We start from the raw sequence: 23,093 nt of genomic DNA, 5'->3' as shown, positions 1-23,093 counted from the left end.
CGTCACGCTTGCGGGGCCAACGCAATAGCTTCAACTTCCAGCGCAAAACCATAATGAAGTTCCGCAACACCTGCTACTGCACGGGATGGACGGAAATCACCGATCCACTCTCCATAGATTTTGTTAAACGTCGGCCACTGGTTCATATCCGTCACATAGACGCGAACAGACACCAGATGCTGACGTGATGCCCCAGCACCAGCCAGACAAGCATCAATATTCTTGAGTACCAGCCGGGTTTGATCTTCAAAAGAGGCATCCGCTTTTTTCTCGCCGTCGAAAGTGACCGGCAATTGCCCGGAAATGAAGACGAATCCGCCAGCCGTTGTACTGTGCGAGTAATGACCTGCTGGCGGGAAGCTTCCAGCAGATGAGTTCAGTGTAATGTCCGCGGTCATATGAGAATCTCCAGTCGCCGTTTGTGATTCATTTTGTATAAAATAATACTATTTGTATTATTTTATACTCCTTCATAGTGCGTTCGGCCAGCGATAGTTTTCGCTAACGCTGATTTTGTGAACTACTGCAAACGTGGCACAGGCTAAATCACTGTCCTGGAGCGGTGACGGGGATATCGCTGTTGAAAGGGGAAAGCAGGGGGAAATGAAGAAACGCCCCGGGAGGGGGCGTCTAAGGCAAAAGTTTAGCTGATATGACCGTGGTTAATTTTACTTAGCGGTTCATTGATATCGAAGATTTTGAACGTTACTTCCTCCACACCCAGGTGCTTCAGGCGGGCGGTATGCTTTTTGATATAGGTCTGAGCGGTGTCTTCGTCCTGGAACAGGTAGATGCCTCCCGCTTCGTGATTTGCTTCGTTCTCGGTCCAGATTTTCCAGATGAACCCCGGCTCCTGGTTGATTGATTCTGCCAGTTCAACGAGCTGATTCGACATCTCAGCCCCAAACGGACCATGAAAATCAAAGTGTATCTGCACGAGTTTGTTCGACATAAATCCTCCATGGATTGGTTATTTTGGGTAAGGCTGCTAGCGCAACAGCACTTTACCGGTCAGATAAGTTATCGCCTGCCCACTGATATAAACACGGGTTCCTGCTAACTGGCAGCGTAAATCCCCGCCGCGTTCAGAGACCTGGCGTGCCAGCATCTGTGTTTTATTCAGTTTTTCAGCCCAGTAAGGGATCAGCATGCTATGTGCTGAGCCTGTGACCGGGTCTTCCGCGACGGCTTCACCCGGGCAGAAGAAACGGCTGACAAAATCGTATTCCCCGTCACCCGACGCGGTGATGCATACCATTTTCCCCAGCGGAATCATGGCGTGGATGTTGGGGCGAACAGCCTCAACCTGCTGTTGATTTTCCAGCACTACCATGTAATCGCGTGCCACACGCACCTCTTTGTATTCGGTGATGCCTAATGTTTCCAGCAGTAAAGCGGGCGGCATGGCAGATTCGCTTTGCCAGGCTGGAAAATCAAGCGTCAGCCATTCACCGCAGCGCGTGACCGTCAGCGGTCCTACAAAGCGGGTAGCAAAATGGATTTTGGTATCCGGGTAATCCAGATGTTCAAAGATGACATGCGCAGCGGCAAGCGTGGCATGCCCACACAGATTGATTTCACCTTGAGTGGTAAACCAACGCAGCTCAAAGCCATTCTCATTGGCGACAAAAAAAGCAGTTTCTGACTGGTTATGCTGCTGCGCCATCTTTAATAATGTTTCATCGGGCAACCAGTCCGTGAGCGGACAGACAGCTGCGGCATTACCGCCAAATGTCGTGGTGGTAAAGGCATCCACCATGTAAAAATCGATTTGTTGCACAGAGTAACCCTCTCATCGCACTCAGGATAAATCACACTCTACCATGTCAGCCATTGGGTCAATGCTCAGATTCGCCACTGTGGTGAAAATTCGTTATCATCCGTTCCCACACCTCATTCTGGCCGCCTGATGTCTACGATCTTCGATACCTTTATTGCCCCGCCTTGCCATGACGAGATAGAGACCCTCTATCAGGACGAGCATCTGGTGCTCATCAATAAACCCAGCGGGTTGCTTAGCCTGTCGGGCAAAAATCCGCAGAATCTCGATTCGGTACATCACCGGCTGGTACAGATTTACCCTGGCTGCACGCTGGTACATCGGCTTGATTTCGGCACCTCTGGGCTGATGGTGGTCGCTCGTAACAAGGCTATTAACGCCGCGCTTTGCCAGCAGTTCAGCCAGCGGACGGTCACTAAGGTGTACAGTGCGCTGTTATGCGGGCATCTGGAGAACGACGAAGGGGTTATCGACGCCGCGATTGCCAAAGACCCGGCGCTGTTTCCATTGATGTCGATTTGTGCTCTCAACGGCAAACCCGCGCGCTCGCGCTATCAGGTTGTCGAGCGTTTTTATCATCGTCAGGAAGAGGGGACGTTGCTCCCCTTGACGCGGGTGCAACTGACCCCTGAAACCGGGCGCACCCATCAACTACGGATCCATTGTCAGCAGTTGGGACATCCTATTTTGGGGTGCGATCTGTACGGTGGACGTCTGCTGCCGGGGACTGAACAAACGTCACGGCTGATGCTACATGCCAGTGAACTGCATTTCAGGCATCCCATTAGTGAAGCGTGGATGAACGCCAAAAACGCCAGCCCCTTTTGAGGCGAAAAAAGCCGCCTGGCGGCGGCTTTTATGAGGTTATCGCGCAGCGCGTTGTAAAATAACCGCTGATGGTTGGCGTTGTAGAAACCGCATCCGCAGCATCATCAGTATCGCCGCAGAGGTCAGGCCGATAATAAAGCCCATCCAGAATCCCGCCGGTCCCATCCGGTCAACTACCAGATCGGTAAGCGCCAGAATATAACCGCTCGGCAGGCCCAGCACCCAGTATGCCGTAAAGGTAATAAAGAAAATGGAACGCGTATCTTTATAACCACGCAGGATCCCGCTGCCAATAACCTGGATAGAGTCCGAAATTTGATACACAGCGGCCAGTAACATGAGCTGAGCCGCCAGGGCGACAACTTCCGGGTTATTGTTATAGAGCAGGGCAATATGCTCGCGGAATGTCACGGTGAAAATCGCTGTTACGACCGCCATGCACACACCGACACCCAGACCCGTTCTGGCTGCGGTTTGCGCATCCAGCGTCGAACCCTGGCCCAGACGATAACCGACACGAATGGTGACGGCGGCAGCCAGAGACATTGGCAGGACGAACATTAACGAGCTGAAGTTCAGTGCGATCTGATGTCCGGCTACGTCGACAATCCCCAGTGGAGAAACCAGCAGCGCGACCACCGCAAACAACGTCACTTCGAAAAATAACGCCAGCGCGATAGGTAACCCCAGCTGTACCAGACGCTTCATTACTGCAGTGTCAGGTTTCAGGAAACCACGCTCATTACGGATATCGCGCATCGAACGCGCACGTTTGACGTAAGAGAGCATGGCGACAAACATCACCCAGTAAACCGCTGCTGTTGCCACACCACAACCTACGCCGCCCAGTTCCGGCATGCCTAAATGCCCATAGATGAAAACGTAGTTGACCGGAATGTTCACCAGCAGGCCGAGAAAGCCCATCACCATCGCCGGTTTAGTCTTGGCTAATCCTTCGCACTGGTTACGGGCTACCTGGAAGAACAGATAACCCGGTGCACCCCACAGCAGGGCACGCAGGTAGCCAACGGCTTTATCCGCAAGTGCCGGGTCGATGTTATGCATGGAGCGAATAATGTACCCCGCATTCCATAGCACAACCATAATCAGCATGGAGACGCTGCCCGCCAGCCAGAATCCCTGACGTATTTGATGGGCGATACGGTCGCGGCGTCCGGAACCATTGAGTTGCGCAATTACCGGCGTCAACGCCAGCAGTAGTCCGTGACCAAACAGAATGGCCGGTAGCCAGATGGACGTACCAATGGCGACTGCCGCCATATCCGTCGCGCTGTATCCGCCCGCCATGACGGTATCAACGAATCCCATTGCGGTTTGAGCGATTTGCGCAAGAATCACCGGAATTGCCAGAGCTAATAACTGACGCGCTTCACTTACATACTTTTGCACGTGTACACCACTATATTGTTGTTATTTGAGAGACTAAAAAAGCCGCCTTATATGGCAGCAAGGAGAAAAAGCAGGGGAAATTTCAGTCTATTGTAGCGAGGAATACGTAATTCTCCAGTGAAAAAACAGGCGCTGGTGGCGCATTGCTGGCAACCTGAATTTCCACCTGCTATTGTGCTGTGCAGAGATGTCTTAATTGAGTTCAGGAGTAGGAAGTATGTTTACGGGTATTGTGCAGGGCACCGCAAAATTGGTGTCCATTGATGAAAAACCGAATTTTCGTACGCATGTTGTGGAGTTGCCTGAATATATGCTGGATGCGCTGGAGACCGGCGCATCGGTTGCCCACAATGGGTGCTGCCTGACGGTCACCGAAATTAACGGTAACCAGATAAGCTTCGACCTGATGAAAGAAACGCTGCGTATCACCAACCTGGGCGATCTGAAGGTTGGAGATTTGGTTAACGTTGAACGTGCGGCAAAATTCAGTGATGAGATTGGCGGACATTTAATGTCGGGCCATATTATGACCACTGCCGAAGTGTCGAAAATTCTGACCTCGGAGAATAACCGTCAGGTGTGGTTTAAAGTCCAGGATCCGTCGCTGATGAAATATATCCTGTACAAAGGATTTATTGGTATTGACGGTATCAGTCTGACGGTCGGTGAAGTGACGCCGACGCGTTTCTGTGTACATTTGATCCCGGAAACGCTGGAGCGTACGACGCTTGGCAAGAAAAAGCTGGGCGCACGGGTTAATATCGAAATCGATCCCCAAACGCAGGCGGTGGTTGATACCGTTGAGCGTGTCCTGGCGGCGCGTGAAAGCGCCATCAGCAACATAACGGGCGAAGCGGGAGCCTAAGCCTGAGAGTAAAGCCCCCGTTGCTACGGGGGCGAAAACGATTAGCGGGGAACGCGCAGACCGTGTTCAACACCGCGGGAAAAGACCACCTGCCATAGCTGAATATCTCGAGCACGAAACGCCCCGGCGCAGGCGTTCAGATAATAGCTGAACATCCGCTTGAAACGTTCGGTGTAGTTATCGGCGATTTCAGGCCAGGAGCTCATGAAACGCTCGTGCCATGCCATCAGCGTCGTGTCGTAATCCGCGCCAAAATTATGCCAGTCCTCCATCACAAAATGTGGTTCGCTGGCGTTGGCAATCTGGCGAACTGACGGCAAACACCCGTTTGGGAAGATATACTTATTGATCCACGGATCAACGTTATTGTCGGTCTTTTTGGAGCCGATGCTATGCAGTAAAAAGAGACCATCCGGTTTTAAATTACGATCGACCACCTCAAAATAGGTGGCGTAGTTCTTCGGTCCAACATGTTCAAACATGCCGACGGAGACAATGCGGTCGAATTTGTCGTTCAGGTCGCGATAATCCTGCAGCAAAATGGTGACATCCAGCCCAGCGCAACGTTCCTGTGCCATTTTCTGCTGTTCTGCCGAAATGGTCACACCCACCACGCTCACGCCATATTGCGATGCCATAAACTGGGATAAACCACCCCAGCCACAGCCAATATCAAGCACCCGCATTCCTGGCTTCAGTTGCAATTTTTCAGCAATCATTTTGAGCTTCGCCTGCTGGGCAGATTCCAAAGTGTTGGCATCTTTCCAGTAGGCGCAGGAATACTGCATATAGGGGTCAAGCATGCGGGTAAAGAGATCGTTGCCCAAATCGTAATGTTCTTTGCCGACCATCCACGCACGTTTTTTGGTCTGTAAATTGAACAGGCGAGCCGTGGCGATACGTAGCGTATCTTTAAAGTGGCGGGGGAGTTGGTTTTCAAGACCGGCGCGCAAGACTTTACTAAAAAACATGTCCAGCCGGTCGCATTCCCACCAGCCATCCATATAACTTTCACCCAACCCTAACGATCCTTCCTGCAATACGCGTTTGAAAAAATCGGGGTTCTTTACTCGAATATCAGCCGGTGCAGGGCCATTAATAGCAATACCTGCACGGCTCAATAATTCATTGGTAATGCGGTACCAGTCATCATCCGGTACGCTGACGTCTTCTATACATGATGAACTCATAGCTTCTCCATCACTGGTCGGTGATCAGAACCTTAAAACAGCGTAGACGCTTTTTTGGGCTTTGTGAGAAATCTCACGGAATTAATCCGCGAATCTATAATCCGACGTAGAACAGAGGAAGGGAGAAACCCTTGCCGAAAAGGCCATCCGTGGTAAAACGGGAACGTTCTTGTCCCCGTTAACGCATTAAAATTATCGTTTTTTTAACAACTGAAAATCAGTATATGCCTGAATTTTTGACGATTCAACCAATAATTGTTAGCGGGCTAACTAAATGCCCGCAACCATTATTAGTGCGACTCTCCGTGGGCAACTTGCGCACGATCATCTGTTTGCGGGGCGTCAGTTTTCTGCGACTGCATTTTGTAACCCACAGCAGCCAGCAATACTGTTGTCAGCATAACGCTGGTGGTGGTCAGCAGCGGGGTGGCAATCAACCAGGAAACGACAAGGCTTGCCAGGAAGCATAAACCCAGTTGCAGCGTATTCTGCAATGCGGCTGCGCGTCCCGTGGCCTGTGGGAAAGGGCGTAATGCCTGCGCGACAACGATAGGGTAGATCGCGCCGTTCGCAATCGCCATAACGCAGAATGGGATCAGGATTTCAGCCAATGCAACATGATGAATAAAGCCGGTCGCCCAGGTGCCTACAACGCTGAAGGCATACAGAATGAGTAACCAGGGCAGCAGCTGACGACCCTGCCATTTTTGCAGCGCTGCACGACAGCCGTAACCACCAATTAAGAAGGCGATAGTTTGCGGAACATAGCTCAGACCAATTACCGCTGGGCTATAACCCATTTCGCTGAGGATGAACGGGGAACCCGTCAGCCATGCGAAAAAGCTCGCGGAACAGGCGGCATAAATCAGCACGTTTCCACGGTAAGTTTTCGAGCGCAGCAAGGTGGCGAAAGTCAGTTTATCCTGGCTGTCATCGCGCGCTTTAGCCGTTGGCTTTAGACGCAGAGCCGGAAGCATCAGAATCAGAGTAATGGCAAACAGAGTGGCAAAAATGGCCTGCCAGGAAAAATGTACCAGGATCCAACTACCTAATAGCGGGGCGAGTGCAGGAGATAACCCGACCAGCGGCATAATAGTGGCAAAGATGCGGTTTACTTTTTGTGAAGGATAATAATCGGTCACCAGCGCTTGCCAGATAACCGATGCCGCACAGACGCCAACGGCCTGAACAAATCGCAGTACCAGCAGACCAGTGGCGTTTTCAACCCACAGCATGCCCAGACTGCCCAGTGCAAAGATAGATAAACCCAGTAGCAAAATAGGTTTGCGACCGTAGTGGTCGGAAAGTGGCCCCCACAAAAGTTGCGCGACGGCAAAACCGGCTAAGAACAAGCTCAGGCTGGCGCTGACGGCAGATGCAGGTGTTTGCAGATCGGACTGAATAGCAGCAAAGGCGGGTAGATACATATCCGTTGCCAGAAAACCGAGCACGCTAAGACCTGCCAGCCAGACTAAAAACCCTTTCCCAGGTTGCATCATCATTTCTCTTTTTTAGCAGTAGAACAATGCCGCTGAGTGTAGTGAGTGTAATTCTCGCTGTGAAACGCTAATATTTGCTTACTGATTTCAAATTTTTTGCAGGCAGAATATGTGGTCGGAATATTCACTTGAAGTGGTTGATGCGGTTGCGCGTAACGGCAGTTTTAGTTCGGCCGCGCAGGAGCTGCACCGTGTACCTTCGGCGGTAAGCTACACCGTGCGCCAGCTGGAAGAGTGGCTGGCGGTGCCACTTTTTGAGCGACGCCATCGGGATGTGGAATTAACGCCTGCCGGGGCATGGTTTTTAAAAGAAGGCCGCTCTGTTATCAAAAAAATGCAGATCACGCGCCAGCAATGTCAGCAAATTGCCAACGGCTGGCGCGGACAGCTGGCGATCGCCGTCGATAACATTGTCCGCCCGGATCGTACCCGACAGATGATCGTGGATTTCTACCGTCACTTTGATGATGTGGAGTTGTTAGTTTTTCAGGAAGTGTTTAACGGCGTGTGGGACGCACTGTCTGATGGGCGTGTGGAGCTGGCCATCGGGGCCACACAGGCCATTCCGGTCGGGGGGCGCTATACCTTCCGCGATATGGGAATGCTGAGCTGGAGCTGCGTGGTAGCCAGCCACCATCCACTAGCGTCAATGCCTGGACCGTTAAGTGATGACACGTTGCGCAACTGGCCGTCACTGGTGCGCGAAGATACCTCCCGAACATTGCCGAAGCGTATTACCTGGCTGCTGGACAACCAAAAGCGCGTCGTCGTGCCGGACTGGGAATCTTCTGCGACCTGTTTGTCCGCGGGATTGTGCGTGGGCATGGTACCGACGCATTTTGCCAAGCCGTGGATCGATAGCGGTAAATGGGTTGCGCTGCAACTGGAGAACCCTTTTCCTGATGCCGCATGCTGCCTGACATGGCAGCAGAACGATACGTCACCGGCATTGAGTTGGCTGCTGGACTATTTAGGAGATAGTGAAACGTTGAATAAGGAATGGCTGCGGGAGCCAGATGAGACTCCCGCACAACAGGCTTAACGGCGGTAATCGCGGAACGGACCGTCGGCAACGGAGCGACGCTCAACCAGGCGCGGATGCACCTCGATAGACTGTGACTCTTCACGTTTATTCACGATACGGTCTAACAGCATGTTGAAGGCCGTTTCACCCAGTGAATCCTTCGGCTGGTGAATGGTCGTCAAGGCCGGCGTGAAGAAGCGGGCGTTGCGCACGTTGTCGTAGCCGATGAGTGAGACATCCTGCGGTACGCGCAGTCCCATTTCGTCAGCGGCGCACAGCGCACCCATTGCCATAATATCGCCACCGCAGAAGACCGCGGTCGGACGATGAGACTGCGACAGAATTTGCTGCATGGCGCGGTAGCCGGATTCAGGCTCAAAATCGCCCTGGACAATCCAGTTTTCAGGCACTTTAATCAGCGCTTCTTCCATCGCTTTCATAAAGCCAGCCAGACGCCCGGCCCCGGTGTTACGTTCCATTGGGCCAGGGATCACGCCAATCTCACGATGACCGCGTTCTACCAGATACCGGCCCGCCATGTAACCGCCTTCGAAGGCGTTATCAATGACCGTATCAGTAAAGTCGGCTTTTGCTTCGCCCCAGTCCATGACGACCATCGGGATATGGCGATACTCTTCGAGCATCGAAAGCAGCGACTCCGGATACTCAGAACACATCACCAGCAGACCATCAACGCGCTTTTGCGCCATCATCGACAGATAAGCCTGCTGTTTTTCGAGACTGTTCCATGCGTTACCCAGGATCAGGGTATAGCCTTTCTGGAAACAGTTTTTCTCAACGGCTTCGATAATTTCGGCGAAATAGGCCGCTTCGCTGCTGGTCGCCAGCAAGCCGATAGACTTGGTGTGATTTACCTTCAGGCTGCGGGCAACTGCGCTCGGAGAATAGTGCAGTTCTTTGATTGCTGCCCAGACAGCATTACGTGTTTCTTCCGCGACAAAGCGCGTCTTGTTAATTACGTGTGATACGGTTGTAGTGGAAACGTTTGCTCGCTTCGCTACATCTTTAATTGTTGCCATTACATCTCACTCCAGACCATATCCTAAGCTCCTGAGAATACTCCAGGTAAACGTTTGCCTTTACACACCCTTATCGCAACGTAAGGGTTGCGGCACGCCGGGAAAACGACACGGAACGTCAGGAAGGGGTCAATGGCCGGTACGCTAATCAAGTAAGCGTGGAATTTTGTCTGATCTTAACGAAAAGGGGAAGAGTTAAAAGCAGTTATCAATATAAATCGTGAGAGATTTTTGCTTTCAAGTGTGTAAAAATGCGCAATATCACTTTTTGTGTGGGAATAAAAAGGAGAAAACTTGATGAGCACCGATCTGAAATTTTCGTTAGTGACTACCATTATTGTTCTGGGTTTGATCGTCGCGGGTGGTCTGACCGCAGCGCTGCATTGATTTCCCCGAGGGAGTTAGCTCTCCCTCATCCCTTCGACTCGTTTTTCCCCTCTATTGTTTGCGAATAAGCAAAAGTCTTTTGCAGTTTTGTTAACTTTATTAATTTTGCGATCAATGTCATGCTTTTGACTCTTATTTTATGTCGTGCCACGGCTCGACGATATGGAGTCGAAATATGAAAATCAATTACCCTTTACTGGCGCTGGCAATCGGGGCGTTTGGTATTGGCACCACCGAGTTTTCGCCAATGGGGTTGTTGCCCGTCATTGCCAAAGGTGTGGACGTCTCGATTCCGGCGGCTGGCATGCTGATCAGCGCTTATGCGGTAGGTGTGATGGTAGGTGCACCGCTGATGACATTGCTGCTGTCTCATCGTGCGCGACGTAATGCTTTGATATTCCTGATGGCGATTTTCACGCTGGGTAATGTGCTTTCGGCTATCTCGCCGGATTACACCACGCTGATGCTATCGCGTATTTTGACCAGTCTTAACCATGGAGCCTTTTTTGGTCTCGGTTCTGTGGTTGCAGCCAGTGTGGTACCCAAACATAAGCAGGCCAGCGCCGTGGCAACGATGTTTATGGGGTTAACCATCGCCAATATTGGCGGCGTTCCGGCGGCAACCTGGCTTGGTGAAACCATCGGCTGGCGTATGTCGTTTATGGCCACTGCAGGGCTGGGCGTCATTGCGATGGTCAGCCTGTTCTTCTCACTACCCAAGGGTGGAGCAGGAGAGCGCCCGGATGTCCGAAGCGAACTGGCGGTGTTGATGCGCCCACAGGTGTTGTCGGCGTTACTGACTACCGTACTGGGTGCTGGGGCGATGTTCACGCTGTATACCTACATCTCGCCGGTTCTGCATACTATCACTCATGCTACACCGGCATTTGTTACCGGGATGCTGGTGTTGATAGGCGTTGGCTTCTCGATCGGTAACTATTTTGGCGGCAAACTGGCTGACCGTTCAGTCAACGGTACGCTGAAAGGCTTTTTACTGCTGCTGATGGTTATTATGCTGGCCATTCCTTTCCTTGCGCGTAATGAGCTGGGAGCGGCGGTCAGTATGGTGGTCTGGGGCGCGGCGACGTTTGCGGTCGTTCCACCGTTGCAGATGCGTGTGATGCGCGTTGCCAGCGAAGCGCCTGGATTGTCATCGTCAGTCAATATTGGCGCGTTTAACCTGGGGAATGCGTTAGGTGCGGCAGCCGGTGGGGCGGTGATATCTGGCGGCCTGGGCTACAGTTTTGTGCCGGTGATGGGGGCGATTGTGGCGGGACTTGCGCTGCTACTGGTGTTCATTTCCGCAAGAAGACAGCCTGAAGAGGCTTTCACTACCGCGAATTAATGCAAAAACGCAGAAGGAAGTCCTTCTGCGTTATCTTTTTTATGCTGCGAAGTTCTTCGCAACAAATTCCCAGTTCACCAGTGCCCAGAAATGTTCCAGGTAGCCAGGACGGGCATTGCGATAATCGATGTAGTAGGCGTGTTCCCATACGTCAACGGTCATCAGCGGCGTCGCGTCGGTGGTCAGCGGAGTACCTGCGTTGGAGGTGGAGACGATAGCCAGTTTGCCATCCGTTCCTTTAACCAGCCAGGTCCAGCCAGAACCGAAGTTTTTGATAGCGGCATCGGTGAACTGCGCTTTGAAATCTGCAAAGCTGCCAAAGGAGGCGGCAATTGCATCAGCCAGTTTACCGGTTGGTTCGCCACCGGCGTTCGGTGCCAGGCAGTTCCAGTAGAATGTGTGGTTCCATACTTGTGCTGCGTTATTGAATACACCGCCTTCAGAGCTACGAACGATCTCTTCCAGTGATTTGCCTTCAAACGCCGTGCCTTTAATCAGATTGTTCAGATTGGTCACGTAGGTTTGATGGTGTTTGCCATAGTGATATTCCAGCGTTTCGGCAGAAATGTGCGGTGCCAGAGCATCTTTGGCATACGGTAATGCAGGTAATTCAAACGACATTGCTTCTCTCCTTATTATTTATATTGAGTACACACAATAGCCTCATTGTGAGTAAGGATAGGGTAGCAAATTGAAAGGTTATGCAAAAGAAGAACTTACCCTACAGCATGTTCTGTAGGGTAAGTTTTTAGCGAATTGTTTTTGGCGTCATTACCCGACGAGCGCCCACATAGTGGCGCTGCCAGTAATCTTCGCTCAGAGAGGTTATTTGAATTTCCTGCCCGCTGCGCGGTGACTGAATAAACTTACCGTTGCCGACGTAGACGCCGACGTGATCGGCTGTTCCGCGACCCTGGGTACGAAAGAATACCAGATCACCATTTTTCAGTTCGCCACGTTCAATTGGTGCGGCATCACGCAGATGGTACATTTCATTCGCGGTACGCGGAATGCGGAACTTCACCAGATCTTTATAGGCGTAATAAACCAGACCGCTGCAGTCAAACCCTGTTCTTGGCGAGGAGCCGCCCCAACGATAAGGTTTGCCGATTTGGTTCATCAAGGTGGACATAGCGGTTTTAGTCGCTTTCTGCACTTTCACTTTATGTGCGTCAGCAAGCGTAGTCGGTGCAGTGGTTTTCACCTTCACGCAGCGAGGTTTATGACCTTTGCGCGGTGTGCATTTTTCCGTCCAGGTAACGGCTGCGGTTTGTGCTGCGGCAGTTTTACCACGGCGATTTGCAGTTTTAGTCGACTTTGCCGGAGTGGCTGTGCGTTTTTTAGAAGAGGAAGCGGTTTTGGTGCTGGTTTTGCTGGTGGTCTTTGTCGCCGTTTTCTTGCTGGTCTTTGTTGTTTTTTGGCTGGTTGTTGCGCTTTTCTTTTTATCTACCGTCTTGAGTGGGTGAGTACTGGTAGGTGTCGTCCTGGCCTGCTTGGAAGCATGAGCCATAGGCGTAAAAGGCAGTGTAGTAAAAAGCAAAGCACAGAGCGTGATCGAGATTCGGTTTATCCGCGCCACTGAGCAGTCCTCTGGTAAGGCAGGTCTATCGTGCCTGCGTGTGATTTTCAAAACTTGATGATTCTAATCTATAGAAAGAGGGAAAGTTAATAGCTTTTTTTGTTTAAAACTATGTTTCGTAACCGATCGCAAAAAAAAACAGCAATTAACGTTTGAGTTGGTGAACGGATAATCAAATCCACATGTTTGAAGGGGATAAGTGAGATTGTGAATGCAACTTTTAGCGTCAGGGGATAAAATAATAACGCGTAATGAAAATGTTATTTTCCGTTGCCTGTCTGACCCGTTACAATGTCAGACTACTGCCGTAAAAGAAGTTTAAGGAAGCAAGATAATGAGCACCACTATCGAAAAAATCCAGCGCCAGATCGCTGAAAACCCGATTCTCCTGTACATGAAAGGTTCCCCTAAACTGCCAAGCTGCGGTTTCTCCGCACAGGCTGTGCAGGCGCTGTCAGCCTGTGGTGAACGCTTTGCTTACGTTGATATTCTGCAGAACCCGGATATTCGCGCCGAACTGCCGAAATACGCAAACTGGCCGACCTTCCCGCAACTGTGGGTTGATGGTGAGCTGGTTGGCGGTTGTGACATTTTGATCGAAATGTACCAGCGCGGTGAGTTGCAGCAGCTGATTAAAGAAACAGCAGCGAAATACAAAACCGAAGAGCCGGACGCTGAGTAATACCAGCAGAAGTAAAAAAGCGACCTGAAATGGTCGCTTTTTTTATGTCGCCGTTACGCTTCTTCAGGCACGGGAAGAGGCCAACCGCCGAGACGTTTCCAGCGGTTAACGATTTCGCAAAACAGCACGGCCGTACGTTCGGTGTCATACAACGCCGAGTGCGCCTGATTCCCGTCAAACTCCATTCCCGCCGCCAGGCACGCTTTTGACAACACAGTCTGCCCCAGAGACAGGCCGCTTAATGCCGCCGTATCAAAGGTGACAAATGGATGGAACGGATTACGTTTGAGCGAGGCGCGTTCTGCCGCCGCCATCATAAAACCGTGGTCGAACGTAGCGTTATGCGCCACCATGATTGCCCGATTGCAGCCGCTGTCTTTAATGCCTTTACGCACCATTTTGAAGATGGCATGCAAAGCATCATATTCGCTGACCGCACCGCGTAGCGGATTGTTAGGGTCAATACCGTTAAAGGCGAGCGCTTCCGGTTGCAAATTGGCACCTTCAAACGGCTCTACGTGGAAATGTAACGTCGTGTCCGGCATCAGCCAGCCTTGTTCATCCATTTTCAGTGTGATGGCGGCAATCTCAAGCAGCGCATCGGTTTTGGCATTGAACCCTGCGGTTTCGACATCAATGACGACAGGATAAAAACCACGAAAACGGTCACACAGACCGGAAAGTTGAGCGTTATCGGACATCTGGGTCTCTTAATACGGGAAAATTGCAGCGCGTATTATGGCAAAATGATGAGTATAAAACTATGGGCACAGACGATCTGCGCCCGAGGGGGTGATTAATCGCCCAGGCCGCGCCCGGCGTCTTTCTCTTCGATCAGCTCAATTTTGTAGCCGTCCGGATCTTCAACGAACGCAATCACTGTGGTGCCGCCTTTTACTGGACCTGCTTCACGCGTTACGTTACCGCCATTCTGGCGAATACGTTCACAGGCTTCAGCCGCGTTGTCTACGCTCAGGGCGATATGGCCATAGGCAGTACCCAGATCATACTTGTCGACACCCCAGTTATAGGTCAGTTCGATTACTGCTTCACTGGTTTCAGGACCGTAGCCGACAAAAGCCAGAGAGTACTTGTATTCAGGGTTTTCGCTGGTACGCAGCAGCTTCATGCCCAGCACGTTGGTATAAAACTCGATGGAACGCTGCAGGTCACCCACGCGCAGCATGGTATGGAGTAAACGCATCTTTTTCCCCTTCGAAAATGGCTAATACATTCAAAATGTTGTTTTAGTATAGCGGCGTTGTTACGCCGCTATCAATGGCAGAACGGAGATTGTGACGTTAGAGGGTAGGATAGTCGGTGTAACCTTCCGCGCCGCCGCCGTAGAAGCTCTCGGCACGTTGCGGATTCAGTTCTGCTTTGCGTTGCAGACGCGCCACCAGATCCGGGTTAGCAATATAGGCGCGACCAAAAGCAACGGCGTCGATCAGACCTTTCTCGATCAGCGCTTCTGCTTTTTCTGGGGTGTAAGCACCAGCACCAATGATAGGGCCGTGGAAGCGCGCGCGCACTTTTTCGCGGAACGCATCGGAATACGGCTCGCCACCGGCCCAGTCCGGCTCAGACATGTGCAGGTAAGCGATTCCACGCTTGCCCAATTGTTCAATCAGATACAGCGCATCGGCTTCTTCGTTTGGACCATTGTCTACGTTCTGGAAAGTGCCAATCGGGGAGACGCGAATACCAATGCGATCGGCACCCCATTCTTTAATACCGGCATCAACCACTTCCAGCACCAGACGCGCACGATTTTCGACGCTGCCACCGTATTGATCGGTACGCTGGTTAGACGTTGGCGACAGGAACTGGTGCAGCAGGTAGCCGTGGGCAGAGTGCAGTTCAACCATATCGAAACCCGCTTCGCGCGCATTGGCTATCGCCTGACGGAAGTCATTAACGATGCCCGGAATCTCTTCAGTTTCCAGCGCACGTGGCATTGAGGTATCGGCACGCGTTGCCAGGCCGTTTTCATCGCGCAGCGAGGTGCGGGTTCCAGCGCTAATCGCGGAAGGTGCAACTGGAGCTTGACCGTTTGGCTGCAGACTGGCGTGAGAGATGCGTCCAGTGTGCCACAACTGGACAGCAATATGACCTTGCTCAGCGTGTACGGCAGCAGTGATTTTCTTCCATGCGGCAATTTGTGCTTCGCTATGTAAGCCGGGTGCTCCGGCATAGCCTTTCGCCTGTGCGGAAATCTGCGTCGCTTCGCTGATGATAAGCCCCGCGCTGGCGCGTTGACGGTAATACTCGGCCATCAGCGGAGTAGGGATGTCGCCAGGCTCAATACTGCGCAGACGCGTCAGTGGCGCCATAAATACGCGGTTTGCTGCCGTAATGGCACCCACTTTCAGTGGGGAAAACAGTTTTTCAGATGACATGTGCACTCCTGAATAGACCGGTCGTCTAGTAATAAAGAAAATAAAAACGCCTGTTAAACGGCAGGCGTTGTGATGATGTTTTTAACGTGCGCCAGCGCATTTTCCAGCGGAGTGGCGCTACGAGAAATCTTGGCCTGCAGGTTGGCGCCAAGCCACAGCGCATACAGTACCTGCGCCTGCTGTAACGGCTCGCCAACAAAAGACAGACAATGGCTGGCCTGACCTTTCTCCAGCGCCTGCGCTAACAGCACAATAATGTGCCGCGCGCCTTTATCCATCGCAGTGCGCATATCTTCTGACAGATCGCACACTTCGGCAGACAGTTTTACTGTTAAACAGCCGCTAATAATGCCGTGCTGACTAAACTGATTCAGGGTTTCCTGATAGTAGGCCAGAATGCGGTCGCGATAGTTTCCAGCTCCCGTATCAAAGTGCGTAGCCAGTCGCCGATGATAGGCCGCATAGTGGCGTTCCAGCATCGCGACACCGAACGCTTCTTTAGAGCGAAAATAATGATAAAACGAACCTTTGGGTACTTCAGCGGTTTTCAGTAGTTCGCTTAAACCCATGCCGGTGAAGCCGCGCTGCATACACAGCAGTTCGCCAGTCGCCAGCAGATGTTCGCGTGTATCGTGTTCAGTGATTTTGTTCATGAAAAGGAGTGTAATAGACCAGTCGGTCTAATGCAATAGCGCTTGCGAGAAATTCAGTTAACGTCTTCAATAAGTATATCAATCTTATTAAAGGAGGGGATGTGGCCGAACAGCTGGAGTTTTTCCCCGTCCAGAGCCCATGCCGTGGAATATGTCAGTCTGACGAACGCGGCTTTTGTCGTGGCTGTTTTCGCAGTCGGGATGAGCGTTTTAACTGGCAAAAGATGAGCGATACCCAAAAGCAGGAAGTGCTGCGGCTTTGTCGTCAGCGCCTGATGCGTAAATTACGTGCAAACAAAGCCAACCCTTCGGAAGAACCGCAACAACCTTCACTCTTTTAAAAGCGTAATTGCGTATACTCGAGGCACATTCACTTAAAAGGAAGCTGCTATGGTTCAGCGTATTACTATTGCGCCGCAAGGCCCGGAATTTTCTCGCTTTGTGATGGGGTACTGGCGCCTGATGGACTGGAATATGTCCGCGCGCCAGCTAGTCAGCTTTATTGAAGAGCATCTGGATCTTGGCGTGACCACCGTCGATCACGCCGATATTTACGGTGGATACCAGTGTGAAGCGGCGTTTGGTGAGGCAATGAAACTGGCTCCGCATTTGCGTGAAAAAATGCAGATTGTGACTAAATGCGGGATCGCGACGACGGCGCGCGCGGAAAATGCGCTGGGCCACTACATCACCGACAGTGCACATATTATTGCCAGTGCGGAAGAGTCGCTGAAGCTGCTGGCGACCGATCATATTGATCTGCTGCTGATCCACCGTCCCGATCCGCTTATGGATGCTGACGATGTCGCCGACGCTTTTAAAAAATTGCACCATAGTGGCAAAGTGCGTCACTTTGGCGTCTCCAACTTCACCCCGGCACAGTTCTCATTGCTGCAATCGCGTCTGCCGTTTACTCTGGCGACCAACCAGGTAGAAATTTCACCAGTACATCAGCCGCTCCTGTTGGATGGTACTTTAGATCAACTGCAACAGCTGCGCATTCGCCCGATGGCCTGGTCCTGTCTCGGCGGTGGTCGCCTGTTTAATGATGATGCTTTCCAGCCTTTACGTAATGAGCTTGCCGTGATCGCAGAAGAGTTGAATGCGCAGTCTATTGAACAGGTGGTATACGCCTGGATTTTACGTCTGCCGTCTCAGCCGCTGCCGATTATTGGCTCAGGAAAAATAGAGCGTGTACGTGCTGCCATTGAGTCTGAGTCGCTGAACATGTCTCGCCAGCAATGGTTCCGCATTCGTAAAGCGGCGCTGGGTTACGACGTACCCTAATCGCGTTTTTGGCGCATCTCCGTTCAAAATTGTGTCACTGGTTTACACTTAACAATCAGACACCTTTTGGACGGAGGTCTTATGAAGCGTTTGAGTTTGGCCATCATCACTCTACTCGCCTGTGCAGGTGCGCAGGCTGCCAGTGAAGAAAAAGTGACGATGAATCTGGTCACGTCGCAAGGCGTCGGCCAGGCGATTGGTACGGTCACTATTGCTGAAACCGCAAAGGGGCTGGAGTTTACGCCCGATCTGAAAGCGTTGCCGCCAGGTGAACATGGCTTCCATGTGCATATGAACGGCAGCTGCCAACCCGCGATTAAAGAAGGGAAAGCCTCAGCCGCAGAATCGGCTGGTGGCCATTATGATCCGCATCAAACCGGCAAACATGAAGGCCCGGAAGGTGCAGGTCATATGGGCGACCTGCCGCTATTGGTGGTGAATAACGACGGTAACGCCACAACGCCGGTCGTTGCGCCGCGGCTTAAAACGCTCGATGAGGTTAAAGGTAAGGCGCTGATGATCCATGTGGGCGGCGATAATATGTCCGATCAACCGAAACCGCTTGGCGGTGGCGGAGCGCGCTACGCCTGTGGTGTTATCAAATAATCAACGACTGAGAGTGCCCGGCGGCGGCGCCTGTTCGAGTTGTGAAAGCGAGCAGTGTAGCCGCCAGACCAGTGCCGACAGTTCCTGCGCAGCGGGTTGATGATGGTGGGCAAGCGTATCGCAGATGCGCTGTAGCTCATTCAGCGTGGCATTCAGTGGTCGTTGCTGGACGCCACGTTCGCTCATTACATCGCGTAGCAGCGAGATACACACGTCCCTGACGCGAGCCAGCGGATCGGAACGCGCCTCCCAGGTGCGCAGTTGCCACACCACATGCGAGCAGTTCAGTAAAACGACCCCCCAACGTAATAACCAGCGTCGCGCCAGCGCATCCTGACTGTTGCTGAGCTGGCTGACGTGATGATAGGTCAGCGATTCAAATTCGTTTTCACTGAGTGATGGATGTCGGCTGAGCTGATCGACAAAATCCCGGCGCAGGGCGCGAATATGGCGGCGACTTTTCCGTGCATCCGATCCGGGGCGCAGAATGGCGAAGGCCAGCCATGACAGCGCCACGCCGGTGATTTTCGCCATATTGTCATTCAGGAAATCAGCAAAATCATATACCGGCGGATTGGTCACCGCGATAAACGAACCCATAAATACAATCAGCTGCCCCCAAAGACCTGCCAGGGCAGGCATTTGTAGCTTCAACAGTTGCATGGTGGCGAGTAGTGGGAAGAGAAAGAGAATAAACTGCCAGAGGTCGGAAATTTGCACCATCAGGCCAAACTTAACCACAAAGCTAAATAGCGACAGTAGAACCAGCGTACGCATCAGCAAAGAAAGCGACTTGAACGGTGTGGTAACGGCGGAATACAGCACACTGCTGATCGCGGCGAGCGTGAGTGCGCCAGAGCCTGATTCCCATTGTGCACCAATGCTCCATGCGCCGATAAGCATCAAAGTGCAGAACGTACGCAACCCGCTCCAGATAGCTTCCGCATTATCGGTATGACGGGCAAGTCCCGGCGTGCGGGCGATATTAATACGCTCGGCGGTAACACCATTTTCCAGTAAATGCAGATAATGACTGCTGCGCAGGTAGAGCCGGCAAAAATAACGCAGTCGTTGCCAGAAGGCGACGTGTCGATAGTCGCGGGCATCGACGGGCCGCAGCGGGGCAATAATACATGCGACGGTGTAGCTATTCGCATTGGATTTTATTAGTTCACTGAGCAACTGCTCGATGATTTCCCGGGTGTTGGACGGGGGATTAGGCCAGTTCAGCAGCATCCTGCGCAGGCTGGAAATCACGCTGGTCATCCGTAACTGCTGGTGCAACAGCGAATTGAGCAAAGCATTCTGGCGACGAAAGCGGTAATGACTCCAGAATGCCTGAATACGCAGCAGGTTCATGGTCAGAATCTGCCCGATAACACCTTCATGGGCTGTGCGAATGGCATCCGTGGTTTCTGGTTGCCAGAGTAGACTGGCATGTTCCAGTAAACGTGAATGCATGTTTTTCAATGCAGTCAGTAACGTGGTGCCATCGGAGGTGCTGGGCAGGATCATCATCATCACGCCGCCACACAGGATACCGACGATGACTTCACACACGCGTGCCTGCGCGATATCCCATAACTGCGTAATTTCCACGGTATTGACCATGGGAAACGCAATGATCGCCGCCGTATAACCCGCCAGTTGAAAGGCGTAGGCAACGTTATTGGTGAAATGCGCGCATGCCCAGGTACAAAAACCGATCCACACTGACATGCTCAGCAAAAACAGCCACGGCTCATTGAGAGTATGACCGGCAATAATCAATGCGGCGGTGGCTCCCAGTAGGCTACCCGCCACGCGACCCAGACTTTTGCTGATAACCCCGCCAACGGTGGGAAAACTAACCACCGCCGCCGAGGTCATCGCCCAGTAGGGCTCGTCCAGATTCAGATAATAAGCAAAAGTTAACGCCAGACACATCGCAATGGTGTTACGCAGCGCATAACGCCACTGTGCCGCTGTGGCTTTAAACCACGGCAAATTGCCTGGTGTCAGGCGGGGCAGTTTCATTTACGCTGGCCGATGGATACGCTGCAGGTTGTACCTGACACAAGCGTGACCTCCCGCGGCAAGGCGTCGAATTCGATGCGTACCGGGACACGCTGCGCCAGACGCACCCACGGCACGTTGGGTTTGATGTCGGGAATCAGGCCGGAATCACTTTCCACACTTTGATCGTAGATGGCACGGCCAATACTGGAAACGTGACCCTGTAACTTTATATTGCCGCTGTAGAGCGTAATCGTCGCAGGTGCGCCTTCTCGAATATGGCGCAATTTGGTTTCTTCAAAATATCCCATCACATAAAAAGAGTGACTGTCGACAAGGGCAAACAGGGGCTTACCGGTTGAGGCGTAATCACCGGTACGGGTAGACAGGTTTGTGACCCAGCCCGCCACGGGGGATTTGACCACCGTTTGCGTCAGTTGCCACTGGGCCTGGCGCAGACTGGCTTCTGCTGCTTCAACGCTTGCCTGCATGGCTTTCACGTTGAGATTTGCGGTATCCAGATCCTCGGCTGAGATGTAATTTTGCGATAAATGACGGCGGCGGTTGGCTTCGTTATTGGCTTTCGCCAGGTCAGACTGCGCTTTTGCCAGTTGCGCTTGCGCATTCAGTTCAGCAATGTGAAATGGCGTCTTGTCGATAATAAAAAGGACATCGCCTTTATTCACAAACTGGTTATCTTTTACATAGAGTTCGCTAATGCTGCCTGACACCTGCGGCGTGATGCTGACCTGCTCAGCGCGTACTTTGCCATCACGTGTCCAGGGCGACTGCATATAGTAATTCCACATCCACCATCCGGCGAAAACTGCGATTGCAGCGACTATAATAGTGGAGAAGTATTTAACGGTTTTAAGCGACATAATCACCACGCTATCAGCATAACAAAGGCCAGACATACGCAAAGCGTAAAGAGTGACAGATCCATTAGCAGGGGATGCCAGATTTCGCCGGAGTAAATCCAGTCGCGCAGCAGGCGATGAACAACCAGCCAGAGAATAAATCCTGCTACAATCGCCTTGAAAACAGGAGGAAAGTAGACAGATGCGCCGATCATTAAATCTTGTAGGGGCAATCCTGTTGCATTAAACATAAACTTCACGGGCAAAATCCTTGGCGGAAGAGAGCATTGCTATAGGTTTAGCAAAAAAGGGACAATGAGTCTCCGTAACGCATAATGTCTGAAAAAATGTCAGCCGGTAAGCAAATTTGGCAATACATTTGTTTTGGGAATACAAATGCTGCACACTATTCTAAAATCAGCACAATAACTTAGCAAGCTAATTATAAGGAGATGAAATTGGAATCGCCATTAGGTTCTGATCTGGCACGGTTGGTGCGCATTTGGCGTGCTCTGATTGACCATCGCCTGAAACCTCTGGAGTTGACGCAGACGCATTGGGTTACGCTGCACAACATTCATCAGTTGCCGCCGGATCAATCGCAGATTCAGTTGGCTAAAGCGATTGGCATCGAGCAGCCTTCGTTGGTACGTACGCTTGACCAGTTGGAAGAAAAGGGACTCATTTCACGACAGACTTGCGCCAGCGATCGTCGAGCTAAGAGAATTAAACTGACAGAGAAGGCTGAGCCGCTGATCGCTGATATGGAAGCGGTGATCAACAAAACACGTGGAGAAATTCTGGAAGGGATTTCAGCTGAGGAAATTGATCTGTTGATTAAGCTGGTTGCCAAACTCGAACACAATATTATTGAACTGCAGTCACAGGGTTGAAACGATAAGTTACGTGTGGCCAGAGCCTGACCACACGTGAATTCGATTAGCGTGGAGACACGGTAACCTGGCTGCCGTTGTTAGCCATAACAACGCGCTGGCCGGCTGAAAACTTGGTCGCACCCTGTTTCTGAACCACCATGATGGTATTACCATCATCCTTACGGATTTCCAGTTCCACACCCTGGGTTTTATTCATCGCACCTTGTACGCCTTGACCCGCTACGCCACCGGCAACTGCGCCTGCAGCCGTCGCTAATGAACGACCCGTACCGCCGCCGACGGTGTTACCAAGGAACCCGCCGAGTACCGCACCACCAATAGCACCAATCACGTTTGCGTCATCGCCACCCTGGATTTGCACCGGACGAACATGAACAATCGTACCGTAGGTAACGTTCTGAACTTGTTTCGCTTCGGATGCGGTATATACGTCGCCTGAAAGGCTGTCATTGTTAACGCAACCCGCTAAAGATACGCCCATTAATGAAACAATCAGCACACGTTTAATCATTTACAAATCTCCTTTGTCACCACGAAACGCTAATAAAGCACCCTTCATGGCTAAATTATATGGCATTTGTGAGCCTGAGGTCACATGTTCTACTGGAACAATATGAAAATCTTAACCGAAATCGGATCAACCGAGTATAAACGAATCATTCATGTAATTGATGTAATTAAACGATCATTGTAATGATTAGCCACCAAAAATCATTAAGGAAGCATGGCATTAGTCGACACTTTATGGTTGAGTGTCAAGGCTAATTT

At 51.6% G+C, this 23,093-nt stretch carries 26 protein-coding genes and 1 pseudogene; 10 read left to right on the top strand and 17 right to left on the bottom strand.

Features of this window, described 5'->3' with window-relative positions:
- Positions 1–2: 2 nt before the first annotated feature.
- The 3 genes from JQN59_RS12765 to JQN59_RS12755 all read right to left on the bottom strand — a co-directional run bounded on the left by JQN59_RS12765 (position 3) and on the right by JQN59_RS12755 (position 1,780).
- Positions 3–398, bottom strand: a complete 396-nt coding sequence (locus tag JQN59_RS12765) for a RidA family protein (protein WP_003832744.1) — start codon at positions 396–398, stop codon at positions 3–5.
- Positions 399–643: 245 nt separating this feature from the next.
- Positions 644–952 (bottom strand): monooxygenase, encoded by a 309-nt coding sequence (locus tag JQN59_RS12760; protein ID WP_008784658.1) that lies wholly within the window; start codon positions 950–952, stop codon positions 644–646.
- A 36-nt stretch (positions 953–988) separates the two neighbouring features.
- On the bottom strand, positions 989–1,780 hold the full coding sequence (locus tag JQN59_RS12755; RefSeq protein ID WP_048214274.1) for a PhzF family phenazine biosynthesis protein: 792 nt from the start codon (positions 1,778–1,780) through the stop codon (positions 989–991).
- Between the two features lie 129 nt (positions 1,781–1,909).
- On the opposite strand from JQN59_RS12755, the gene JQN59_RS12750 reads away from it, so the two are divergent.
- The gene (locus JQN59_RS12750; protein WP_008784660.1) at positions 1,910–2,608 is read left to right on the top strand and encodes an RluA family pseudouridine synthase; all 699 of its coding nucleotides are present in this window, start codon (positions 1,910–1,912) and stop codon (positions 2,606–2,608) included.
- Positions 2,609–2,644: 36 nt separating this feature from the next.
- Here the strand turns inward: JQN59_RS12750 and mdtK are convergent, their stop codons facing one another.
- Positions 2,645–4,018: an MdtK family multidrug efflux MATE transporter gene (gene mdtK, locus JQN59_RS12745; protein ID WP_149607195.1), complete on the bottom strand. Its 1,374-nt coding sequence runs from the start codon at positions 4,016–4,018 to the stop codon at positions 2,645–2,647.
- Positions 4,019–4,235: 217 nt separating this feature from the next.
- Here mdtK and JQN59_RS12740 point away from each other — a divergent pair, with 217 nt between their 5' ends.
- Complete coding sequence (locus tag JQN59_RS12740; RefSeq protein ID WP_003832752.1) at positions 4,236–4,883, top strand: riboflavin synthase; 648 nt, start codon at positions 4,236–4,238, stop codon at positions 4,881–4,883.
- 41 nt (positions 4,884–4,924) lie between these two features.
- Here the strand turns inward: JQN59_RS12740 and cfa are convergent, their stop codons facing one another.
- Together cfa and punC are read right to left on the bottom strand one after the other, a co-directional pair.
- Positions 4,925–6,073 (bottom strand): cyclopropane fatty acyl phospholipid synthase, encoded by a 1,149-nt coding sequence (gene cfa / locus JQN59_RS12735; RefSeq protein ID WP_048214272.1) that lies wholly within the window; start codon positions 6,071–6,073, stop codon positions 4,925–4,927.
- Positions 6,074–6,363: 290 nt separating this feature from the next.
- A complete protein-coding gene (gene punC, locus JQN59_RS12730; RefSeq protein ID WP_032943314.1) occupies positions 6,364–7,569 on the bottom strand; it encodes a purine nucleoside transporter PunC in 1,206 nt (401 codons plus the stop codon).
- A gap of 112 nt (positions 7,570–7,681) precedes the next feature.
- On the opposite strand from punC, the gene punR reads away from it, so the two are divergent.
- The gene (punR, locus tag JQN59_RS12725) at positions 7,682–8,614 is read left to right on the top strand and encodes a DNA-binding transcriptional activator PunR (protein WP_003029215.1); all 933 of its coding nucleotides are present in this window, start codon (positions 7,682–7,684) and stop codon (positions 8,612–8,614) included.
- Here the strand turns inward: punR and purR are convergent.
- The gene (gene purR / locus JQN59_RS12720) at positions 8,611–9,636 is read right to left on the bottom strand and encodes an HTH-type transcriptional repressor PurR (protein WP_003832757.1); all 1,026 of its coding nucleotides are present in this window, start codon (positions 9,634–9,636) and stop codon (positions 8,611–8,613) included. The genes punR and purR overlap by 4 nt on opposite strands.
- Positions 9,637–9,933: 297 nt before the next feature.
- Here purR and cydH point away from each other — a divergent pair, with 297 nt between their 5' ends.
- Positions 9,934–10,023 (top strand): cytochrome bd-I accessory subunit CydH, encoded by a 90-nt coding sequence (gene cydH, locus JQN59_RS12715; RefSeq protein WP_003029209.1) that lies wholly within the window; start codon positions 9,934–9,936, stop codon positions 10,021–10,023.
- 175 nt (positions 10,024–10,198) lie between these two features.
- A complete protein-coding gene (locus JQN59_RS12710) occupies positions 10,199–11,368 on the top strand; it encodes an MFS transporter (protein ID WP_008784665.1) in 1,170 nt (389 codons plus the stop codon).
- Positions 11,369–11,407: 39 nt separating this feature from the next.
- On the opposite strand, the gene sodB is transcribed toward JQN59_RS12710, so the two are convergent.
- Both sodB and JQN59_RS12700 read right to left on the bottom strand, forming a co-directional pair.
- Entirely contained in the window at positions 11,408–11,989 is a 582-nt protein-coding gene (gene sodB / locus JQN59_RS12705; RefSeq protein WP_003029205.1) for a superoxide dismutase [Fe], read from the bottom strand.
- Positions 11,990–12,116: 127 nt separating this feature from the next.
- The gene (locus tag JQN59_RS12700) at positions 12,117–12,947 is read right to left on the bottom strand and encodes a C40 family peptidase (protein WP_008784666.1); all 831 of its coding nucleotides are present in this window, start codon (positions 12,945–12,947) and stop codon (positions 12,117–12,119) included.
- 334 nt (positions 12,948–13,281) lie between these two features.
- Between JQN59_RS12700 and grxD the strand changes: the two genes are divergently transcribed.
- Positions 13,282–13,629 (top strand): monothiol glutaredoxin 4, encoded by a 348-nt coding sequence (grxD, locus tag JQN59_RS12695; RefSeq protein ID WP_003832760.1) that lies wholly within the window; start codon positions 13,282–13,284, stop codon positions 13,627–13,629.
- Positions 13,630–13,682: 53 nt separating this feature from the next.
- Here the strand turns inward: grxD and rnt are convergent, their stop codons facing one another.
- From rnt to JQN59_RS12675, 4 genes are all read right to left on the bottom strand, one after another.
- Positions 13,683–14,330, bottom strand: a complete 648-nt coding sequence (gene rnt / locus JQN59_RS12690; RefSeq protein ID WP_048226615.1) for a ribonuclease T — start codon at positions 14,328–14,330, stop codon at positions 13,683–13,685.
- A gap of 95 nt (positions 14,331–14,425) precedes the next feature.
- The gene (gene gloA, locus JQN59_RS12685; RefSeq protein ID WP_003832762.1) at positions 14,426–14,833 is read right to left on the bottom strand and encodes a lactoylglutathione lyase; all 408 of its coding nucleotides are present in this window, start codon (positions 14,831–14,833) and stop codon (positions 14,426–14,428) included.
- 97 nt (positions 14,834–14,930) lie between these two features.
- Positions 14,931–16,028 carry an alkene reductase gene (locus tag JQN59_RS12680; protein WP_032943320.1) on the bottom strand — a complete coding sequence of 366 codons (1,098 nt, stop codon included), beginning with the start codon at positions 16,026–16,028 and terminating at the stop codon, positions 14,931–14,933.
- 53 nt (positions 16,029–16,081) lie between these two features.
- Positions 16,082–16,681, bottom strand: coding sequence for a TetR/AcrR family transcriptional regulator (locus JQN59_RS12675; protein WP_003832766.1), 600 nt, complete (start codon positions 16,679–16,681; stop codon positions 16,082–16,084).
- 101 nt (positions 16,682–16,782) lie between these two features.
- On the opposite strand from JQN59_RS12675, the gene JQN59_RS12670 reads away from it, so the two are divergent.
- From JQN59_RS12670 to sodC, 3 genes are all read left to right on the top strand, one after another.
- Entirely contained in the window at positions 16,783–17,022 is a 240-nt protein-coding gene (locus tag JQN59_RS12670; protein WP_003832768.1) for a DUF1289 domain-containing protein, read from the top strand.
- A gap of 49 nt (positions 17,023–17,071) precedes the next feature.
- Positions 17,072–17,968, top strand: coding sequence for an aldo/keto reductase (locus tag JQN59_RS12665; protein WP_048214269.1), 897 nt, complete (start codon positions 17,072–17,074; stop codon positions 17,966–17,968).
- An 81-nt stretch (positions 17,969–18,049) separates the two neighbouring features.
- The gene (gene sodC / locus JQN59_RS12660) at positions 18,050–18,574 is read left to right on the top strand and encodes a superoxide dismutase [Cu-Zn] SodC (RefSeq protein ID WP_048214268.1); all 525 of its coding nucleotides are present in this window, start codon (positions 18,050–18,052) and stop codon (positions 18,572–18,574) included.
- On the opposite strand, the pseudogene JQN59_RS12655 reads toward sodC, so the two are convergent.
- From JQN59_RS12655 to JQN59_RS12645, 3 genes and pseudogenes are all read right to left on the bottom strand, one after another.
- Positions 18,550–20,590 (bottom strand): annotated as a pseudogene (locus tag JQN59_RS12655) (FUSC family protein). The gene sodC and the pseudogene JQN59_RS12655 overlap by 25 nt on opposite strands.
- Entirely contained in the window at positions 20,587–21,450 is an 864-nt protein-coding gene (locus JQN59_RS12650; protein ID WP_048214266.1) for an efflux RND transporter periplasmic adaptor subunit, read from the bottom strand. The pseudogene JQN59_RS12655 and the gene JQN59_RS12650 overlap by 4 nt, the downstream one beginning before the upstream one ends.
- 2 nt (positions 21,451–21,452) lie before the next feature.
- On the bottom strand, positions 21,453–21,689 hold the full coding sequence (locus JQN59_RS12645; protein ID WP_003029180.1) for a DUF1656 domain-containing protein: 237 nt from the start codon (positions 21,687–21,689) through the stop codon (positions 21,453–21,455).
- A gap of 192 nt (positions 21,690–21,881) precedes the next feature.
- On the opposite strand from JQN59_RS12645, the gene slyA reads away from it, so the two are divergent.
- The gene (slyA, locus tag JQN59_RS12640) at positions 21,882–22,322 is read left to right on the top strand and encodes a transcriptional regulator SlyA (RefSeq protein WP_008784672.1); all 441 of its coding nucleotides are present in this window, start codon (positions 21,882–21,884) and stop codon (positions 22,320–22,322) included.
- 46 nt (positions 22,323–22,368) lie between these two features.
- On the opposite strand, the gene slyB is transcribed toward slyA, so the two are convergent.
- Positions 22,369–22,836, bottom strand: a complete 468-nt coding sequence (gene slyB, locus JQN59_RS12635) for an outer membrane lipoprotein SlyB (protein ID WP_003029175.1) — start codon at positions 22,834–22,836, stop codon at positions 22,369–22,371.
- Positions 22,837–23,093 lie beyond the last annotated feature (257 nt).

The organism is Citrobacter sp. B72 (genome assembly GCF_016894305.1).
In the GTDB taxonomy this organism is placed as follows: domain Bacteria; phylum Pseudomonadota; class Gammaproteobacteria; order Enterobacterales; family Enterobacteriaceae; genus Citrobacter; species Citrobacter portucalensis.
Note: the sequence above shows the minus strand (reverse complement) of the source record. Positions and strands in the feature narration are given on the sequence as shown.

Bases quoted from the DNA above. Each gene is read 5' to 3' on its own strand.
- JQN59_RS12765 (WP_003832744.1), bottom strand. From the start codon at position 398: ATGACCGCGGACATTACACTGAACTCATCTGCTGGAAGCTTCCCGCCA.
- punC (WP_032943314.1), bottom strand. From the start codon at position 7,569: ATGCAACCTGGGAAAGGGTTTTTAGTCTGGCTGGCAGGTCTTAGCGTG.
- rnt (WP_048226615.1), bottom strand. From the start codon at position 14,330: ATGTCCGATAACGCTCAACTTTCCGGTCTGTGTGACCGTTTTCGTGGT.
- sodC (WP_048214268.1), top strand. From the start codon at position 18,050: ATGAAGCGTTTGAGTTTGGCCATCATCACTCTACTCGCCTGTGCAGGT.
- punR (WP_003029215.1), top strand. From the start codon at position 7,682: ATGTGGTCGGAATATTCACTTGAAGTGGTTGATGCGGTTGCGCGTAAC.
- sodB (WP_003029205.1), bottom strand. From the start codon at position 11,989: ATGTCGTTTGAATTACCTGCATTACCGTATGCCAAAGATGCTCTGGCA.
- cfa (WP_048214272.1), bottom strand. From the start codon at position 6,073: ATGAGTTCATCATGTATAGAAGACGTCAGCGTACCGGATGATGACTGG.
- JQN59_RS12675 (WP_003832766.1), bottom strand. From the start codon at position 16,681: ATGAACAAAATCACTGAACACGATACACGCGAACATCTGCTGGCGACT.
- JQN59_RS12680 (WP_032943320.1), bottom strand. From the start codon at position 16,028: ATGTCATCTGAAAAACTGTTTTCCCCACTGAAAGTGGGTGCCATTACG.
- purR (WP_003832757.1), bottom strand. From the start codon at position 9,636: ATGGCAACAATTAAAGATGTAGCGAAGCGAGCAAACGTTTCCACTACA.
- JQN59_RS12760 (WP_008784658.1), bottom strand. From the start codon at position 952: ATGTCGAACAAACTCGTGCAGATACACTTTGATTTTCATGGTCCGTTT.
- JQN59_RS12750 (WP_008784660.1), top strand. From the start codon at position 1,910: ATGTCTACGATCTTCGATACCTTTATTGCCCCGCCTTGCCATGACGAG.
- slyA (WP_008784672.1), top strand. From the start codon at position 21,882: ATGAAATTGGAATCGCCATTAGGTTCTGATCTGGCACGGTTGGTGCGC.
- JQN59_RS12650 (WP_048214266.1), bottom strand. From the start codon at position 21,450: ATGTCGCTTAAAACCGTTAAATACTTCTCCACTATTATAGTCGCTGCA.
- gloA (WP_003832762.1), bottom strand. From the start codon at position 14,833: ATGCGTTTACTCCATACCATGCTGCGCGTGGGTGACCTGCAGCGTTCC.
- JQN59_RS12710 (WP_008784665.1), top strand. From the start codon at position 10,199: ATGAAAATCAATTACCCTTTACTGGCGCTGGCAATCGGGGCGTTTGGT.
- cydH (WP_003029209.1), top strand. From the start codon at position 9,934: ATGAGCACCGATCTGAAATTTTCGTTAGTGACTACCATTATTGTTCTG.
- JQN59_RS12665 (WP_048214269.1), top strand. From the start codon at position 17,072: ATGGTTCAGCGTATTACTATTGCGCCGCAAGGCCCGGAATTTTCTCGC.
- grxD (WP_003832760.1), top strand. From the start codon at position 13,282: ATGAGCACCACTATCGAAAAAATCCAGCGCCAGATCGCTGAAAACCCG.
- slyB (WP_003029175.1), bottom strand. From the start codon at position 22,836: ATGATTAAACGTGTGCTGATTGTTTCATTAATGGGCGTATCTTTAGCG.
- JQN59_RS12740 (WP_003832752.1), top strand. From the start codon at position 4,236: ATGTTTACGGGTATTGTGCAGGGCACCGCAAAATTGGTGTCCATTGAT.